Here is a 17,448-nt window from a genome sequence, read left to right on the forward strand (position 1 = left end):
CGTCCTTCTAGACTCGTCGGCATGGCGATTCAGCGAAGGATCAAATCCGTCGAGCAGTCGATGGCCGAGACGCACGACGAGAAGCGGTCGCTGAAGCGTTCGCTCGGAGTATGGGATCTGGCCGTGATGGGGGTCGCCGTCGCGGTCGGCGCCGGCATCTTCTCGGTCGGTGCCGAGGCGTCCGCGCGTCACGCCGGGCCCGCCGTGATCATCTCGTTCATCATCGCGGCCGCCGTCTGCGGTCTCGCCATCCTCTGCTACGCCGAGTTCGCCTCGTCGATCCCGGTCGCCGGATCCGCCTACACGTTCACGTACTCGACGCTCGGCGAGTTCCTCGCCTGGATCATCGGCTGGGACCTCATCCTCGAGATGCTGATGGCCTCGGCCGTGATCGCGAAGTACTGGGGCGTGTACCTCGGCGACGCCGTGTCGCTGTTCGACCTCGACATCCCGATGACGATCGCGATCGGCCCGCTGTCGTTCGACTGGGGTCCTGTCGTCATCGTCGCGATCTTCACCACCCTGCTGGCACTCGGCACACAGCTGTCGAGCCGGGTGAACAGCGTCTTCACGGTGATCAAGGTCGCCATCGTGCTGTTCGTCATCGTCGTCGGCTTCTTCTTCATCAACGGCGCCAACTACACCCCGTTCGTCCCGCCGGAGCAGGCCGGAGCGGCATCCGAGAGCGCGTGGACCCAGTCGCTGTTCTCGCTGATGACCGGGTCCGACCCGACGGTCTACGGCGTCTTCGGCATCCTCAGCGGCGCGGCTCTGGTGTTCTTCGCGTTCATCGGCTTCGACGTCGTCGCCACGAGCGCCGAGGAGACGAAGGATCCGAAGCGCACGGTGCCGCGCGGCATCATCCTCGGTCTCATCATCGTGACCGTGCTCTACGTGCTCGTCGCGATCGTCATCACCGGCATGGTGTCGTACACCGAGCTCGCGAAGCTCGAGGAGCCGTCGCTCGCGAGCGCGTTCGAGCTCGTCGGGGCGACCTGGGCCGCGCAGGTCATCGCGATCGGCAGCCTGGTCGGGCTCACCACCGTCGTGATGGTGCTGCTCATGGGGCTCGCGCGCGTCGTGTTCGCGATGAGCCGTGACGGCCTGCTCCCCCGCGCCCTGAGCGTGACGGATGCCAAGCGCGGCACCCCGATCCGCATCCAGCTCATCGTCGGCGTCGTCATCGCGATCATCGCCGGGTTCACCGACGTGCAGGTGCTGGGCGACATGATCAACATCGGCACCCTGTCGGCGTTCGTGCTCGTCAGCATCGGCGTGCCGATCCTGCGCAAGAGCCGCCCCGACCTGGAGCGGCCCTTCACCGTGCCGTTCTCGCCCTGGCTGCCCTGGATCTCGGCGATCGCGTGCTTCTGGCTGATGCTGAACCTCAGCTCCGAGACCTGGTTGCGGTTCGCCGTCTGGCTGGCTCTGGGCCTGGTGATCTATTTCGCCTACTCGCGGCGGCACTCGATCATCGGGCAGGAGCTCGCGGCCGACACGATCGCCGGCCGCGGCACCCGCCCGCTGCGCTGACCGGTCAGTGCTCGGGGCGCTGGACCTCGACCTCTTTGCCGTCGCGGTCGACGATCTTGCCGTCGACGATCGAATCCCCGTCCTCGAAGGCGTCGAGGTACGCGATAGGGATGCTCCGGGTCGGGGCGGCCGCGAGCACCGAGGCGTCTTTGCCCGACGGCTTCCCGAGGTGGTTGAACAGCAGGTTCAGCAGGATCGCCGCGACGGCCGCTGAGCTGATGCCCGAGTGGAAGATCGTGATGAACCACGCGGGCATCTGGTCGTAGATGGTCGGGGCCGCGATCGGCAGCATCCCGATGCCGATCGACGACGCCACGATGATGAGGTTCATGTTCCCGCGGTAATCGACCTTCGCGAGGGTGCGGATGCCGCTGGCCGCGACGCTGCCGAACAGCACGATGCCCGCGCCGCCCAGCACCGGGGTCGGGACGGCAGCGACGACGCGGCCGAGCACGGGGAGCAGGCCGAGCACGACGAGCACGACACCGCCGGCGGTGACGACGAACCGGCTCTTCACTCCGGTGATCGCGACGAGTCCGACGTTCTGCGCGAAGGCGGACTGCGTGAACGAGCCGAAGACGGGTGAGACGGCGCTCGAGAGCATGTCCGCGCGAAGGCCGGCGGCGATGCGCTTCGAGTCGACCTTGGTGCCGACGATCTCGCCGACCGCGAGGATGTCGGCCGTCGTCTCGGTGAGCGTCACCAGGATCACGATGAACATCGAGATGATGCCGGCGATCTCGAACGTGGGCATGCCGAACCCGAAGACACTGGGAAGGGCGAAGATCGGCCCGTCACCGACGGCGCCGAAGTCCACGCGGCCGAGGATGGCGGCGATGATCGTGCCGAGCACGATCGCGAGCAGGATCGCCAGGCGCGAGATCGCGCCGATCCGCACCTTGCTGAGCGCCAGCACGATGACGAAGGTGATCGCCGCGAGCAGCAGGTTCTGCGGGTCGCCGAAGTCGTCGGCCTGACTGTCACCGCCCATCGCCCAGCCTGCCGCCACGGGAAGCAGGGTCAGGCCGATCGTCGTGATGACCACGCCCGTGACGACCGGCGGGAAGAACCGGATGATCGTCGCGAACACCGGAGCGATCAGCAGGCCGATGATCGACGCCACGATGACCGCGCCGAACACCGCGGGCAGGCCGCCGCCGCTCGTCACGATCGCCCCCATCGTCGCGACACCGGCGAACGAGACGCCCTGCACGAGCGGCAGCTGGGAGCCGAAGAACGGGATGCCGACAGTCTGCAGGATCGTCGCGAGCCCGCCCATGAACAGGCAGGCGGTGATCAGCACGCCGACCTCGGCGCCGCTCAGCCCGGCCATCGAACCGATGATGAGCGGCGGGGCGATGATGCCGCCGTACATCGTGAGCACGTGCTGGATGCCGTAGGCGATGGTGCTGCCGAGCGGCATCCGCTCGTCTTCGGGTCGCCGTGCGACCGTCTTCTGCTTGTTCATGTCGACCTCTTCGTCGGTTTCGGGGTGTGCGGCGGGTTCGGGGTGTGCGGCGGGTTCGCGGGGCTTCAGGAGTGTCGGGCGAGGAGGCTGCGGGCCGCCTCGCTGTGATGGGCGATGAGCTGGGGAACGTCGAGGCCTGTGATCTGACCGTCGAGCACCCGCCAGCGACCGCCGACCATGACGCGGTCGGCGCGCTCCGCGCCGCAGAGCAGCAGCGCGGCTACAGGATCGTGGCTGCCCGAGAAGCGCAGCTCGTCGAGGGTGAACATCGCCAGATCCGCCTGCTTTCCGGGCGCGAGCGTGCCGATGTCGGAGCGTCCGAGCGCCCGCGCCGATCCCGCGGTCGCCCAGCCGAGCGCCCGCTCGGGGGTCACGGCCGCGGCTCCGTAGCGGAGGCGCTGCAGGTAGAGCGCCTGCCGGACCTCCTGGATCATGTTCGAGCCGTCGTTCGAGGCCGAGCCGTCGACGCCGAGTCCGACGGGCGCGCCGGCCTGCTCGAGTTCGATCGCGCGGGCGATGCCGGAGGCGAGCCGCATGTTCGAGGTCGCGCAGTGCGACACGGCGGTGCCGGCGGCTCCCAGCCGCGCGATCTCGGCATCGTCGAAGTGGATGCCGTGGGCAAGCCAGGTGCGGTCCGACAGCCAGCCGACGCTCTCGAGGTAGTCGACCGTGCGCAGGCCGAACATCTCGCGGCAGAAGTCCTCCTCGTCGAGCGTCTCGGCGAGGTGCGTGTGCAGGCGCACGTCGAGCTGTTCGGCGAGGGTGGCGGTGTCGCGCATCACACCCGTCGTCACTGAGAAGGGTGAGCAGGGCGCGAGCCCGATCTGCACGAAGGCGCCGTCGCCGCGCTCATGGTGCGCCGCGATGAGCCGGGCGCTGTCGGCGAGGATCGTGTCGGCATCCTGCACCGTGCTCTGCGGCGGCAGGCCGCCGTCTTCCTCTCCGAGCGACATCGATCCGCGGGTCAGCGTCGCGCGCATGCCCAGCTTCTTCACGACGTCGACCTGCACGTCGATGGCGTCTTCGAGGCCGTTCGGGAAGAGGTAGTGGTGATCGGCGGCCGTCGTGCAGCCGGAGAGCAGCAGCTCGGCGAGCGCAGCGGTCGTGGCGAGCTCGAGGTCGCGCGGAGTGAGCCCCGCCCACACCCCGTACAGGCCCTTGAGCCAGGGGAAGAGCTCGGCACTGACGACAGGCCTCCAGGCACGGGTGAGCGTCTGGTAGAAGTGGTGGTGCGTGTTGATGAGGCCGGGGATGACGACGTGCCGTGAGGCGTCGACGACCTCGTCGACCGGGGCCTCGGGGGCGCCACCCGCGGGGATGATCTCGCGGATGACGGCCCCTTCGACGACGAGCCCGCCCGAGGCGTCGGTGTCGGTGCCGGTGAAGATGCCGAGCGGGTTCTTCACCCACGTGCGGGGCGTGTGCTGAGACATAAGAGCGACTCCATCCATCGGGGGTGGAATCGACCGTCGATCCACCGGGAGTCAGCTCAGTTTCGTCCTGTCTGCTGATCCAGGAACCCGTCATCGGGATGTACTCAGGTCTATCAGCGTCGATGGAGAAGGTCAATGAAAAGTTTCGTCTATCGAACTATCCCTTCCGTATCATGGAAGAAGACGGGCAGCCGCGAGGGATCGAAGCCGCCCGCCTCCCTCTCCGGGTCAGGTCACCGGGTGACCCACACCTCCGCCGCCGAGGCGTAGCCGTTCACGCCGGCGAGCGATGTGAGCCGCACGTATCGCGCCTGGACTGCGGTGAATCCGACATGCTTCGTCGTCAGGCTCGCCGCCCAGGTGCCGGTCGCGACGTCGGTGAAGTTCACGCCGTCGGTGCTCGTCGCGATCCGGTACGACGTCACCACGCCGTTCGTGCCTCCCGAGGGGTTGCTCACCTGGTCTTGACGAGGAAGGTAGGAGAAGCCGTTGACGTTCCCCAGCTGCCCGAGATCCACCGTCAGCGTCGGATTCGCCGCCGTCGTGGCCGTGTGCCAGATCGTCGAGGGGTTCCGGTCGAAGGACCGGGTCGCCTCGAACCCCGCGTACTGCGTGCTCGCGACCGCAGAGGAGATCGGTCGCGCCGATGCCCCTGTCGCGCCCGCTGCATCGACCGAGATCTCGGCCGCCGACGCATAGCCTCCGACGCCCGACAGCACGACCAGACGGACGAAGCGTGCATCTCTCGTCGAGAAGACCACGTTCTTCACCGACCGGTCGTTCGGCCACGTGCCCTCGGCTGCCGTCGACCACTTCTCGCCGGGCTTGCGCGTCTCGACCCGGTAACTCGTCACGATGCCGTTGCTGCTGGCATCCTGCCGCGGGGTGTAGCTCAGGTGATTGGTCGGGGTCGTCGCACCGAGGTCGAGCCCGAGGAACTGCGGGAACACGTTGGTGTCCCCGCCCGACGAGTGCCACATCGTGGCCGTGCTGCCGTCGATGCTCTTCTTCGCCGTGTAGTCCGCGGTGTGCTCGCCGGTGGCCTGCGCCATCGGAAGGGCGGCCGAGCCCGCGACCTTGTACATCACGGACCCGTGCGAGGGAACCGAGGCGGCCGTGTACGAGTTCGAGAACGAGCCCAGATTCTGATGGCCGTACAGATCGCGGACGGATGCCGAGCCTGCGGCGATCCCGATGTCCGACCAGTTCACCGTGATGTTCGCCGCAGAGGCGCCCTTGTTCACGACGAGGACCGCACGAGTGCCGTCAGCGGCCATCGGCTTGGACCAGACCTCGGTCGTGCCGACGGCGCTCACCAGCGAGGCCTGCGCGTACGCCGAGTCCTGGTTCACCGCGATCACCTCGGTGTTCGCGACGATGTTCTTCCGTGCCGGCGTCAGCTCCCGGACGTCGGTGGCGAGCACCAACGGCGCAGCGGCGATCGCCCACATGCCGAAGTACGACTGCTCTTCGGTCAGCGTCAGCCCGAAGCCTTCACCGATCAGGAGGTAGTCCGGGTCGTTGTAGGCGCCGGGACCGGCGGAGCCGGGGTGGTTGTTGTCGCGGAAGTTGTTCACCACCTGATCCCAGGTGATGTGCGACCGCGGCTCCGGCGCATGCCCGTTGTCGAAGGTGATGTCCGGGCCGCTGCGCCAGGTCGCCCCGGTCGCCGGTCCCCAGGTCCACGGCGATTCCGTGCCCCAGATGCAGACGTCGAGGGTCATCGCCCGCCCCGATGCGGCGATCGCGTCGCGCCACGCCGCATACGACTGCGGGGTGGTCCGTCCGTTGACGTTGCCGCCGCAATGGTCGACCTTGACGTGGTCGACTCCCCATGCGGCGAACTGCGCGGCATCCTGCGTCTCCTTGCCACCGCTTCCCCAGACCACGTTGCCGCATCCGACCACGCCCGTGTCGGTGTAGATGCCGAACTTCAATCCGCGCGCGTGGACGTAGTCGACGACCTGCTTCATCGTGTTCATCGACGTTCCGTTGAAGAAGTCCGAGTTCACGATGATGTTGCCGTTCGCGTCGCGCCCGGGGCTCTTGTCATTCGTCCACCATCCGCCGTCGAGGCCGACTGTGTTGTACCCGACGTCGCGGAGTCCGGTGCTGACGAAGGCATCCGCCGTCTCGAGGATGTCCTTGGCCGTGAACTGGGTGTTCAGGTTGTACCAGGTGTTCCATCCCATGGGCGGGGCGAGCGACGAGCCGTCGGGCACGTGGGCGCTGGCGGGTGTGGCGGTGACCACGGTGCCGGTCGCCGTCAGGCCCGCGGCCACGGCGAGGGTCGCCAGCCCCATCGCCATCAGTCGACGAGATTTCTTGAACATGAGACTCCATCCTGTGCGTCGTTGCACACGTCAGATCGTCGTGTCCTTCCATGCTCATCACCCGCGATCGACCCGTCATCCGCCGAGCGGAGCGATCTGCCCCGACAGATGTCCGCCCGCCTCGGCCGCGGCGGCGCGAGCGACTCGGGCTTCGACTACGGCCGAAGGGTGCGCCGCAGGAAGCGCACCTGGTCGGCGAGGCTGGCGCGCGAGATCGCGGCATCCGGCACGAGCTGATCGAACACGTGATAGGCGCCCGCCCACAGTCGGATGTCGACGGAGACGCCCTGTTCCAGCAGCCGCGCGCCGAATCGGAGCGCCTCATCGCGGAGCGGATCGAGTTCCGCCGTGACCAGGTACGTGTCGGGAAGACCGCGCAACCGCGGCCGCCGCGCGGGGGCCGCGTAGTCGTCCGCTTCCGCGCCGGCGAGGTACAGCCGCCACATCGCCTCGTTGTTGCGGTTGTCCCAGACCGGCGTCGAGTCGAAGAGCTCCATCGACGCGGTGGTCATGCGGTCGTCCAGCACAGGGAAGAGCAGCAGCTGCGACCGCGGCAGCACCTGCCCCTCGTCGAGGGCCAGCATGCTGACGCCTGCGGCGAGCGCCCCGCCGGCGCTGACCCCCGCGACCGCGACCCGGCCCGGATCGATCTCGAGCTCCGGTGCGTGGGCGATCATCCAGTGCAGCACCGCGTAGCAGTCGCGGAGGCCGTGAGGGTACGCGAACTCCGGAGCGAGACTGTAGCCGACCGATACGACCAGGCAGCCGGCCTCGCCCGCATAGCGCATGCAGCGCGCATGCTCGGAGAGAGTGTCGCCGGCGATGAACGCCCCGCCGTGCAGGAAGAGCATGGCCGACCCGACGGACGCGGACGGCCGGTACAGGCGGAGCTCCACATCGTGACCGTCGATCGACACGGAGATCACCTCCGTCGTGATGACGGCTCCGAACTCGGCCTCCGCCGACGAGGGCATGTCGACGGACGAGGCCATCAGACGACGAGTCTCCGCGTAGTCGTTGACGTCGGGCCGCACCATCAATTCGGTGGCCGCGGCGAGCTCAGCATCCATGACAGTCCCCCTGCCCTGAGATCAGGCTTCGTCGGTCTCCGAACCGGCCACCCGCAGGAGTTGCAACGCCAGCCAGGCGTCGTTCCGCTGCGCGGCATCGAACACGTCGATCGCGAGTTTCGCCCCCACGTTCTTCAGCCGATGCGCGAGAGAGCTGTGATGCAGCGAGAGCTCGGTCGCCGCCGCGCGCACGTTCGAATGACGGCAGTAGGAGTCGAGTGCCAGGATCTCCCCCAGCCCCGCCGCGGAGCGCAGCAGGACGTCCATCTTCTGCACGAGCTCGGTGCCGCGCGCGACGGGAGGCTCGATCTCGGCGATCCGCCGCAGCGACCCGAGCCCGTCGTAGGACAGCATCCGCGGACCCAGCGTGCTCGAGCAGAGCCGCAGGGTGCGCAGCGCGGCGAGATACGAATCCCTCGGCGCCAGCGCGGAACCGGCAGCGCCGACGGCCATCAGATCGGCGCCGTCCATCGGCGATCCCGGGAGCCGGTCTCCGTTGTGCACCATCACGACATGCGCGTTGCCGATCAGCACCGGCGCTGTGCACCTGTTCTCGGGTCCGAACCACTCGCGCCAGGTCCGGGGCTCGCTCAGCTCCGACTTCGAGCCGCGGGCCACGACGACCCGCACTCGCCAGTCCGACCGGAACCCGAGGCGCCGAAGCGCTTCCTCCCGCAGTTCCGAGATCGACGGCAGCGCCTCGATGAGCAGTCGCAAGGGCTCGCCGTCGCCGAGTCTCGAGGCCTCCGCCTGCCGGACGAGGATCGTTCCCGCCGCCAGCGCCATCCGTTCGAGGATCAGCTGCGCCATCTCCGCGTCGTTCGGTTTCGGAACGACCCACACCAGACCGGATTCGGCATCGCTGCCGCTCAGCAGACTGGCCACCGCCTCCTCGGGCGGATCCTGCGGCCGCATGCGTCCCAGGCTGTTGAACCCGCAGCCTCCGCCCGGGCCGTTGTATCCCGCCTCCGTGCCGATGAGCATCGCCGTCGAACGGACCAATTCGTCGATGCCCGCTCGGAACTGCAGGAGCTTGTCGAAGTAGTTCACGACACGCAGAGCGTCCGCGCTGCCATCCCCCTCTTCGGAGAGGCTCCGCAGCAGTCCCTCCATGGGTCACCGCCTTACTCTTCATCACGGGCGCGCCACCGGTCGATCGCCAAGGCCAGCAGCAGCACCGTACCCGTGGCGATGCCCTGCCAGTATGAAGATACGTTCAAAATCACCAGGCCGTTGCTCAATGTCGCCAGGAAGACGATGCCCAGCGCGGTGCGGGGAATGCTGCCCCGGCCGCCGAAGAGCGACGTGCCGCCGAGCACCACGGCGGCGAAGATGTCGAACTCGGCACCCTGACCGTTGCTCGCGGCCCCCGATCCGAGTCGCCCCGCGAGCAGGACGCCGGCCGCGGCGGACAGGGCACCCGCGACGACGAACACCTGGATCGCATGGAGGTTGACGCGCAGTCCGGCGACCCGCGACGCGCGACCCGACGACCCGATGGCGTAGGACCGCAGGCCCCAGGTCGTCTTCCGCATGACGAACCATGCGACCACATAGAGGATGGCGACGAGGATGACCGCCACGGGGATCGGGCCGATCGACCCCGTGCCCACCCACGACAGCAGGTCGAAACCCTCTGTCACAGGCGCCGCGATCGACTGCCCGCTCGTCCACACCTGCGCCGCACCGCGGACGATGAGCGCAACGGCCAGCGTCGAGATGAACCCGGGGATCCGCGTGATCTCGGTCAGCACCCCGTTCACGAGACCCAGGAGCGCGCCGAGCAGGATGGCACCGGCGATGGCGATGAGCGGGTGCAGCCCGGCTTGCGCGAGGGAGACGCAGATGATTCCGGATGCTGCGATGAGTGCGCCTTGGCTGATGTCGAGCCGGCCGGAGATGAGGATGATGGTCGCGCCGATCGCCGCGACCCCCAGCACCGCCGACTGTCGCAGCACGACGAACAGGTTGTCGATCGTGAAGAACGTGGTGGAGCTGACGGCGAAGACGACGATCATCGCGACGAGCGCGACCGGGAGCACCAGCGTCGTGATCAGCTCCGGGTCGACGGTGCGGCGGGACCTGCGCGTCGATCCGGTCTCGAGCACGTCGCCACGGGTCATGATGCTCCCCCTGTTGCTGCGGACATGAGTTCTCCTTCGGTGGCGGTGACGGCGGACAGCTCGCGGACGATGGTGCCGTTGCGCACGACGATGATGCGATCGCACGCGGCACGGAGCTCGGCGATCTCCGAACTGATGAGCACGACGCCGAGGCCCTCGCGCGTGAGGTCCCAGACGGTGTCGATGAGGTCTGCTTTGGCACGCACGTCGATGCCGTGCGTGGGTTCGTCGAGGACGAGCAGCGAGAGATCCTCGGCCAGCAGCCGGCCGACGAGCACTTTCTGCTGGTTCCCCCCGGAGAGGGAGCGGATATCGAGACTGTCGCTCGCCGCCTTGATGTTGAGCCGCTGCATCATCTCCCGGACGAGCGCCGTGACCGCTCGACGGTCGAACACTCCTCTGCGCGCGACGCCGCGCGGGGCTCGAACGACCATGTTCTCGCGCACGCTGAGGTGGGGCAGGATCCCCTCCGACCGACGGTCCTCGGAGAGGTAGGCGACGCCGCGGGCGAATCCCGCTGCGGCCGAGCTCGGCTGGTACGGCGCTCCGTCGAGGCGCATCGTGCCCGCCTGCGGCTGATCCAGGCCGGCGATCACCCGGCCGATCGACGACTTGCCGGCCCCGACGAGCCCGAAGACGCCGAGCACCTCGCCGCGCCGCACCTCGATGTCGATCGCCGGTCGCCCCTTGATGACGAGCGCCGACGCTTCGAGGACCGATGCGCCCAGCACCGCGACCCGATCGGGCCTCGTGACGGCGGCGGATCCCGGCACCATCGCCTCGACGACCTGCGGGAGCTCGGCTGCCGTCGCGGCGAATTCCCCCGCCACCTGGCCGTCGCGCAGGACCACGATACGGTCGCACAGTTGCACGACCTCGTCGAGTCGGTGGGAGATGAAGACGACGCCGACGCCCTCGTCGCTGAGCGCGCGCATCACCCGGAACAGACGGGCGGATTCGAACGGTGTCAGCGATGACGTCGGCTCGTCGAGGAGGAGCACGGACGCGGCGTTGCGCAGCGCCCGTGCGGCCGCCACGAGCTGCCGGTCGCCGATCGACAGGTCGCGAACCAGGGTGTCGACGTCGTTCTCCAGCCCCATGCGCTGCAGGAGCTCTCGCGCGGCCTCCCGCATCCGCCGCCGGTCGAGTCGAAGACCCCGCTGGAACGGACGCTCTTCTCCGAGGGCGAGGTTCTCGGCGATCGTGAGGTCGGGGACGAGGTCGAGCTCCTGACGCACGACGCCGATCCCTCGACGCTGTGCCTCGCGCGGTGTCGAGAAGCTCACGGCGTCGCCGTCCACGCTCAGTTCGCCGCTGTCGGGCTGCAGCTGTCCGGTGAGGATGTTGATGAGGGTGGACTTGCCGGCGCCGTTGGCACCGGCAAGTCCGAGGATGCTTCCGCGATGGATGACCAGATCGACCCCGGAGAGCGCTGCGACACCGCCGAAGGACTTGTTCACGCCGCGCACCCTCAGCACCACGTCCGTGGCGGCGGGCGACGAGATCATCCGACCGAATCCAGGATCTCCTGCGCGTTCTCGCTCGTGACCAGTTCCGCCGGGACGATCTGTTCACGCTCGACCTCGGCGCCGGACGCGAGTTCGAGGATCGCCTTCGCGATGATCTCGCCCTGCTTCACCGGGAACAGGCCGACGGTCGAGGCGACCTGACCGTCGATCACGTACTGCAGGATGCGGGCGTCTTCGCCTCCGGTGACGACGCCGATGTCTTCTCCGGGCGTCCGCCCCGAGGCCTTGATCGCCGATACCGCGCCGAGCGCACTGGCGTCGTTGAGGCCGATGATGAGGTCGAGGTCGGGATGCGCCTGGAGGATGGTGGAGGTCTGGGTGTTCCCGGTGTCTTCCTGATAGGCCTCCACCTCGCTCACGAGTTCCCAGTTGCCTTCGCCGAGCACGGCGTCGAGACCGGCGACGGCTCCCTCGTGACGGGCGATCAACGGCTCGCCTCCGGAGTCCTGGTGCAGGATCGCGACCTTCGGCGTCTCGCCGTCGCGGTTCGCGGCGAGCCAGTCGCCGGCGCTCTGGCCTTCGAGCTCGCCGAACGCGTGGTCGTCGAGGTTGAAGGTGACATCGGCTTCGGGGATGTCGGTGGCGAGTCCGATCACCAGCACGTCCTGATCGGTCAGGCGGCTGGCGACGGGGCTGATCGCCTTCGGGTCCGTCGGGCAGACGATGACGGCTTTGGCGCCGGCCGAGACGAGGTTCTCGATCCCGGAGACCTGCTTGCCCGACTCGCCGTCGGGGTCGGAGGTGACGACCTCGATGCCGCATTTCTCGAGGACCGTGTTCAGACCTTGCTCGACGAACGGGAAGTACCCGCCGGAGTTCGTGTAGGGCGAGTAGCCCACCCGTGTCAGCGAGACGCCATCGCATTCCGCCGGACGGTCGGCGGCGGGTGCGGATCCGGCGCCCTGGCAGCCGGTCAGGGCGAGGAGGAGGGCAGCTGCCGCCGCGACGACGAACGAGGAACGACGAGATCTCATGATGTCTCCTTCGACATGGGTGAGTCGGGTTTCGAGATCACCGGTCGAGGAAGGACCGTGCGGGCTCACGACAAATATCTCCAGCCGAGCGCACCGTGTCATCCGTGGATCGCCGCACGTCCGTCCGACAGATGTCGGACGGACGCGACAGAGTCTCGCTACGCGCCCTCGGCCCTGGTGAGCACGAGGCCCGCGCCGTCAGCCGCGACGTCGACGAGCACCGTGTCGCCGTCGTGGACTCCGCCGGACAGCAGAGCCGTGGCGAGCTTGTTCTGCACCTCGGACTGGATGAGCCGCCGCAGCGGCCGGGCGCCGAACATCGGGTCGTAGCCGCGCTCGGCGAGCCAAGACCGCGCGTCGGGCGTGACCGCGAGCGTGAGACGACGGTCGTGCAGCCGCTTCTGCAGCTGATCGACCGAGAGCTCGACGATCTGCGCGAGGTCGTCTTCGGTGAGCGCCGCGAACATCACGATGTCGTCGAGGCGGTTGAGGAACTCGGGGCGGAACGCCTGACGAACGAGAGCCATCACCTGCTCGCGCTTCTCGTCGGGCGGCAGCACCGGATCGATGAGGATCGGAGACCCGATGTTCGAGGTGAGGATCAGGATCACGTTCGAGAAGTCGACCGTGCGGCCCTGACCGTCGGTGAGGCGACCGTCGTCGAGCACCTGCAGCAGCACGTCGAACACCTCGGGATGCGCCTTCTCGACCTCGTCGAGCAGGATCACGCTGTACGGACGACGCCGCACGGCCTCGGTCAGCTGACCGCCCTGCTCATAGCCGACGTATCCCGGAGGGGCACCGACGAGCCGCGAGACCGAGTGCTTCTCGCCGTACTCCGACATGTCGATGCGCACCATGGCGTGCTCGTCGTCGAAGAGGAACTCCGCGAGCGCCTTCGCGAGCTCGGTCTTGCCGACGCCGGTCGGTCCGAGGAAGAGGAACGAGCCCGTCGGTCGGCCGGGGTCGCTGATGCCGGCGCGCGAGCGCCGGACGGCATCCGACACCGCCTTCACGGCATCCTTCTGACCGATCAGGCGCCTGCCGAGTTCGGTCTCGAGATGCAGGAGCCGCTCGGACTCTCCCTGCAGGAGCCTGCCGACCGGGATGCCGGTCCACGCGGCGATCACACCGGCGATGTCCTCATCGGTGACCTGCTCGTTGACCATGCGACCCTCGGACGACGTCGCGGCCTCGGCCTGCTCGGCCTCGGCGATCTCGCGCTCGAGGCGCTTGATGGTCTCGTACTCGAGCTTGGACGCCCGCGTGTAGTCGGCCTCGCGCATCGCGAGGTCGCGCTGCGTGATGGCGTCGTCGAGCTGCTTCTTGAGGTCGCCGACGCGGTTGAGGCCCTGACGCTCGCGCGCCCAGCGCTCCTCCAGCGCGGCGAGCTCCTTCTCGAGGTCCTTCAGCTGCTCGCGCAGCGTGCTCAGCCGCTCCTTCGACGCGGCATCCTTCTCCTTCTTGAGCGCGAGCTCTTCGAGCTTCATGCGGTCGACCTGACGCTTCAGCTGATCGATCTCGACCGGCGACGAGTCGATCTCCATCTTCAGCCGCGACATGGCCTCGTCGATCAGGTCGATCGCCTTGTCGGGCAGCTGGCGGGCAGGGAGGTACCGGTTCGACAGCGCGGCCGCGGCCACGAGGGCGCTGTCGGCGATGGTCACTCCGTGGTGCGCCTCGTACCGGCCCTTGAGGCCGCGCAGGATCGCGATCGTGTCTTCGACCGTGGGCTCTCCGACGTAGACCTGCTGGAAGCGGCGCTCGAGCGCGGCATCCTTCTCGATGAACTCGCGGTACTCGTTGAGCGTGGTCGCGCCGATCAGGCGCAGCTCGCCGCGGGCCAGCATGGGCTTGAGCATGTTGGATGCCGCGACCGAGCCCTCGCCACCGCCCGCGCCCATGAGCACGTGCAGCTCGTCGATGAACGTGATGACCTTGCCGTCGGACTCGGTGATCTCCTTGAGGACCTGCTTGAGCCGCTCCTCGAACTGCCCGCGGTACATGGCACCGGCCACCAGCGCCGAGATGTCGAGCGTGATGAGCTCTTTGTCTTTCAGCGACTCGGCGACGTCACCGGCGACGATGCGCTGGGCGAGGCCCTCGACGACGGCCGTCTTGCCGACGCCGGGCTCGCCGATCAGCACCGGGTTGTTCTTGGTGCGACGCGTGAGCACCTGGCTGACGCGGCGGATCTCGCTGTCGCGCCCGATGACGGGGTCGAGCTTTCCCTGGCGAGCGCGGTCGGTGAGGTTGATCCCGAACTGCTCGAGGGCGGACTGCTGATCCTGGTTCTGCGCGCCGGTCTGCGGATTGGACATGGTCCCTCCTGGGGAGACTCCTTAAAAGTTGAGTGGGCTTGACTCAACTTTACTCCCGGCGGAGATCACGCGTCAATCGGTCATGCCGCGACGCAGGAGCCTCCCGCGCGGGGTCTCGAAGTCGATGGCCGCGCCGTGCAGCCACGTCTTGCGCACGACGCCGGCGAGCGCCTTGCCGTGATACGGGGTGAGCGGATTCTTGTGATGCAGCTTCGTCACGTCGACCACATACGCGTCATCCGCGGCGAAGATCGAGAAGTCCGCGTCGTAGCCCGGGGCGATGCGCCCCTTGCCGGTGAGTCCGGCGAACTGCGCCGGACGCTCGCTCATCCACGACACCACGGTCTCGAGCGTCAGGCCGCGCTGCCGCGCCTCGGTCCAGATCAGGGAGAGACCGAGCTGCAGCGACGCGACGCCGCCCCACGCGACCGCGAAGTCGCCGTTGTCGAGGTCCTTGAGATCGAGCGTCGACGGCGAGTGATCCGAGACGATGAAGTCGATCGTGCCGTCTTCGAGCCCTTCCCAGAGCAGCTCCCGGTTGCCGGCCTCGCGGATGGGCGGGCAGCACTTGAACTGCGTCGCGCCGACGGGGATCTCCTCGGCGGTGAGGGTGAGGTAGTGCGGACACGTCTCGACCGTGAGCTTGAGGCCGTCGCGCTTCGCGCTGCGGATCATGGCGAGCGCATCCGACGACGACAGGTGCAGGATGTGCGCGCGGGCGCCCGTCCAGCGTGCGCGCTCGATCACCTCGGCGATCGCGAGGTTCTCGGCACCGCGGGGACGCGAGGCGAGGAACTTGCCGTAGTCGTCTCCCTCGGGCGACGGGGCGCGATCGATCGCGCGCGAGTCCTCGGCGTGCACGATCATCACGGAGTCGAAGGATGCGAGCTCGCGCATGTCCTTCTCCATCTCGTCGGCGTCGAGCGGCGGGAACTCGTCGACACCGGAGTGCAGCAGGAAGCACTTGAAGCCGAACACCCCCGCGTCGTGCAGGGCCCGCAGCTCGGCCGTGTTGCCGGGGATCGCTCCGCCCCAGAAGCCCACGTCGACGTGCACCTGGTCGCGCGCGACGTCGCGCTTGATGTTCAGGGCGTCGACGTCGACGGTCGGCGGGATGCTGTTGAGCGGCATGTCGACGATCGTCGTCACGCCTCCCGCCGCGGCGGCCTTCGTCGCCGAGGCGAAGCCCTCCCACTCGGTGCGGCCGGGCTCGTTGACGTGCACGTGGGTGTCGACGAGTCCGGGGATGAGCGTCTCGTCGTCGGCGAGGTCGATGATCTCGTCACCCGAGAGGTTGTTGCCCAGCGGCTGCATCGCGACGATGACGCCGCCGCGCACGCCGACCTCGCGCGGACTCACGCCGGCCGAGGTCAGCACCCGCTGACCGCGGATGACGAGGTCGTAGTGCTCGCCCGTCGGGTCGGTCGATGCGACGGCATCCTGCTGTTCGTTCTGCTGCGACATGTCGCCTCTTCCCTTCTGCCGGCTGCACGCCGACCGGCTGACACCTGCTCAGCCCATACTGGACCACGATCCCACCGGGGATCGCGGGATGATCTCGGCGGCGATGCGTCGACCGACCTGCGCGAGCAGAGCCGTCGCGTTCGCCATGCTCGCCGCTGCATCGGGCTCGAGCTCGCTCAGAGGAAGCACGGCGACGAAACCGGCATCGGCCGCCTCCTCCGTCGTCAACGTCGACCGCCCGCACACCGCCACGACAGGCACTCCCGCGGCCCGCGCCGCAGCGGCGACGCCGAGCGGCGTCTTGCCCCCGAGACTCTGGTCGTCGAGGCTGCCCTCCCCTGTGATGACGAGGTCGGCCGCGGCGATGCGCTCACCGAGTCCGGTCAGACGCTGGATGACGTCGACGCCCGGCTCTCTGCGCGCGCCGAGCACGGCCATCGCCGCGTAGCCCACTCCCCCGGCGGCTCCCGCTCCGGGGCGCTCCGTCGACGGACGCACTCCCGCCTGCCCTTCGAGCAGGGCGGCGAAGCGCGAGAGGCCCGCCTCGAGGGCGGCGACATCGTCGGCGCTCGCCCCCTTCTGCGGTGCGAACACCGCAGCGGCCCCCCGGTCTCCCAGAAGAGGGTTGTCGACGTCGCTGGCGAGCACGATCGTCGCTTCGGCGATGCGCGCGTCGAGCCCTGTCACGTCGACGGAGCTCAGATCGGCGAGGGCTGCTCCGCCCGGTGGGACGCTCCCTTCCGCGGTCTGCAGCGCGACACCCAGAGCCTGCAGCATCCCTGCCCCGCCATCCGTGCAGGCGCTGCCGCCCACACCGAGCACGATCGTCGTGCACCCGCGATCCAGCGCGGCACGGATGAGCTCTCCGGTCCCCCGGCTCGTCGCCGTGAGCGGAGCCTTCTCACCGTCCGGCAGCACATCGAGCCCGCTCGCGGCGGCCATCTCGATGATCGCCTCCGCGTCGCGCACCGCGAAGCGGGCGGACACGAACTCGCCGGTCGGACCGGTCACGCGCGCGTCCACCGCCTGGAAGCCGCTCGCGAGAGCGGCCTCCACCGTCCCCTCCCCGCCGTCGGCGACGGGAACCGCCTCGATCTCGGCATCCGGAATCACTTCGCGGATGCCGAGAGCGAGCGCTTCCGCCACCTCGGCCCCGGTCGCCGAGCCCTTGAACTTGTCCGAGGCGATGAGGATGCGCAT

At 68.5% G+C, this 17,448-nt stretch carries 12 protein-coding genes; 1 reads left to right on the forward strand and 11 read right to left on the reverse strand.

Annotated features, from left to right (window positions below; translation table 11 throughout):
• Positions 1–21 precede the first annotated feature (21 nt).
• Positions 22–1,533, forward strand: coding sequence for an amino acid permease (locus tag DW306_RS20755; protein ID WP_136057477.1), 1,512 nt, complete (start codon positions 22–24; stop codon positions 1,531–1,533).
• A 4-nt stretch (positions 1,534–1,537) separates the two neighbouring features.
• On the opposite strand, the gene DW306_RS20760 is transcribed toward DW306_RS20755, so the two are convergent.
• From DW306_RS20760 to DW306_RS20810, 11 genes are all read right to left on the reverse strand, one after another.
• Positions 1,538–3,001, reverse strand: a complete 1,464-nt coding sequence (locus DW306_RS20760) for a nucleobase:cation symporter-2 family protein (RefSeq protein WP_136057478.1) — start codon at positions 2,999–3,001, stop codon at positions 1,538–1,540.
• Positions 3,002–3,066: 65 nt separating this feature from the next.
• Positions 3,067–4,434 carry an 8-oxoguanine deaminase gene (locus DW306_RS20765; protein ID WP_136057479.1) on the reverse strand — a complete coding sequence of 456 codons (1,368 nt, stop codon included), beginning with the start codon at positions 4,432–4,434 and terminating at the stop codon, positions 3,067–3,069.
• Positions 4,435–4,667: 233 nt separating this feature from the next.
• Complete coding sequence (locus tag DW306_RS20770) at positions 4,668–6,767, reverse strand: discoidin domain-containing protein (RefSeq protein WP_136057480.1); 2,100 nt, start codon at positions 6,765–6,767, stop codon at positions 4,668–4,670.
• A 155-nt stretch (positions 6,768–6,922) separates the two neighbouring features.
• The gene (locus tag DW306_RS20775; protein ID WP_136057481.1) at positions 6,923–7,837 is read right to left on the reverse strand and encodes an alpha/beta hydrolase; all 915 of its coding nucleotides are present in this window, start codon (positions 7,835–7,837) and stop codon (positions 6,923–6,925) included.
• A gap of 21 nt (positions 7,838–7,858) precedes the next feature.
• Complete coding sequence (locus DW306_RS20780) at positions 7,859–8,950, reverse strand: helix-turn-helix domain-containing protein (RefSeq protein ID WP_136057482.1); 1,092 nt, start codon at positions 8,948–8,950, stop codon at positions 7,859–7,861.
• 11 nt (positions 8,951–8,961) lie between these two features.
• On the reverse strand, positions 8,962–9,960 hold the full coding sequence (locus DW306_RS20785) for an ABC transporter permease (RefSeq protein WP_136057483.1): 999 nt from the start codon (positions 9,958–9,960) through the stop codon (positions 8,962–8,964).
• Entirely contained in the window at positions 9,957–11,468 is a 1,512-nt protein-coding gene (locus DW306_RS20790) for a sugar ABC transporter ATP-binding protein (protein ID WP_136057484.1), read from the reverse strand. The genes DW306_RS20785 and DW306_RS20790 overlap by 4 nt, the downstream gene beginning before the upstream one ends.
• Positions 11,465–12,463 (reverse strand): sugar ABC transporter substrate-binding protein, encoded by a 999-nt coding sequence (locus DW306_RS20795; protein ID WP_168429398.1) that lies wholly within the window; start codon positions 12,461–12,463, stop codon positions 11,465–11,467. Before DW306_RS20795 ends, DW306_RS20790 begins: the two co-directional genes overlap by 4 nt.
• 158 nt (positions 12,464–12,621) lie before the next feature.
• Complete coding sequence (locus tag DW306_RS20800; RefSeq protein WP_136057486.1) at positions 12,622–14,784, reverse strand: AAA family ATPase; 2,163 nt, start codon at positions 14,782–14,784, stop codon at positions 12,622–12,624.
• A gap of 72 nt (positions 14,785–14,856) precedes the next feature.
• The gene (gene allB, locus DW306_RS20805) at positions 14,857–16,248 is read right to left on the reverse strand and encodes an allantoinase AllB (protein ID WP_136057487.1); all 1,392 of its coding nucleotides are present in this window, start codon (positions 16,246–16,248) and stop codon (positions 14,857–14,859) included.
• Between the two features lie 48 nt (positions 16,249–16,296).
• A complete protein-coding gene (locus DW306_RS20810; protein ID WP_136057488.1) occupies positions 16,297–17,448 on the reverse strand; it encodes a glycerate kinase in 1,152 nt (383 codons plus the stop codon).

It is taken from the genome of Microbacterium sp. K24, assembly GCF_004794465.1.
In the GTDB taxonomy this organism is placed as follows: Bacteria; Actinomycetota; Actinomycetes; order Actinomycetales; family Microbacteriaceae; genus Microbacterium.

Excerpts from the sequence above, each read along its gene's own strand:
- DW306_RS20755 (WP_136057477.1), top strand. The coding sequence starts at position 22 with ATGGCGATTCAGCGAAGGATCAAATCCGTCGAGCAGTCGATGGCCGAG.
- DW306_RS20760 (WP_136057478.1), bottom strand. The coding sequence starts at position 3,001 with ATGAACAAGCAGAAGACGGTCGCACGGCGACCCGAAGACGAGCGGATG.
- DW306_RS20765 (WP_136057479.1), bottom strand. The coding sequence starts at position 4,434 with ATGTCTCAGCACACGCCCCGCACGTGGGTGAAGAACCCGCTCGGCATC.
- DW306_RS20770 (WP_136057480.1), bottom strand. The coding sequence starts at position 6,767 with ATGTTCAAGAAATCTCGTCGACTGATGGCGATGGGGCTGGCGACCCTC.
- DW306_RS20775 (WP_136057481.1), bottom strand. The coding sequence starts at position 7,837 with ATGGATGCTGAGCTCGCCGCGGCCACCGAATTGATGGTGCGGCCCGAC.
- DW306_RS20780 (WP_136057482.1), bottom strand. The coding sequence starts at position 8,950 with ATGGAGGGACTGCTGCGGAGCCTCTCCGAAGAGGGGGATGGCAGCGCG.
- DW306_RS20785 (WP_136057483.1), bottom strand. The coding sequence starts at position 9,960 with ATGACCCGTGGCGACGTGCTCGAGACCGGATCGACGCGCAGGTCCCGC.
- DW306_RS20790 (WP_136057484.1), bottom strand. The coding sequence starts at position 11,468 with ATGATCTCGTCGCCCGCCGCCACGGACGTGGTGCTGAGGGTGCGCGGC.
- DW306_RS20795 (WP_168429398.1), bottom strand. The coding sequence starts at position 12,463 with ATGAGATCTCGTCGTTCCTCGTTCGTCGTCGCGGCGGCAGCTGCCCTC.
- DW306_RS20800 (WP_136057486.1), bottom strand. The coding sequence starts at position 14,784 with ATGTCCAATCCGCAGACCGGCGCGCAGAACCAGGATCAGCAGTCCGCC.
- allB (WP_136057487.1), bottom strand. The coding sequence starts at position 16,248 with ATGTCGCAGCAGAACGAACAGCAGGATGCCGTCGCATCGACCGACCCG.
- DW306_RS20810 (WP_136057488.1), bottom strand. The coding sequence starts at position 17,448 with ATGCGCATCCTCATCGCCTCGGACAAGTTCAAGGGCTCGGCGACCGGG.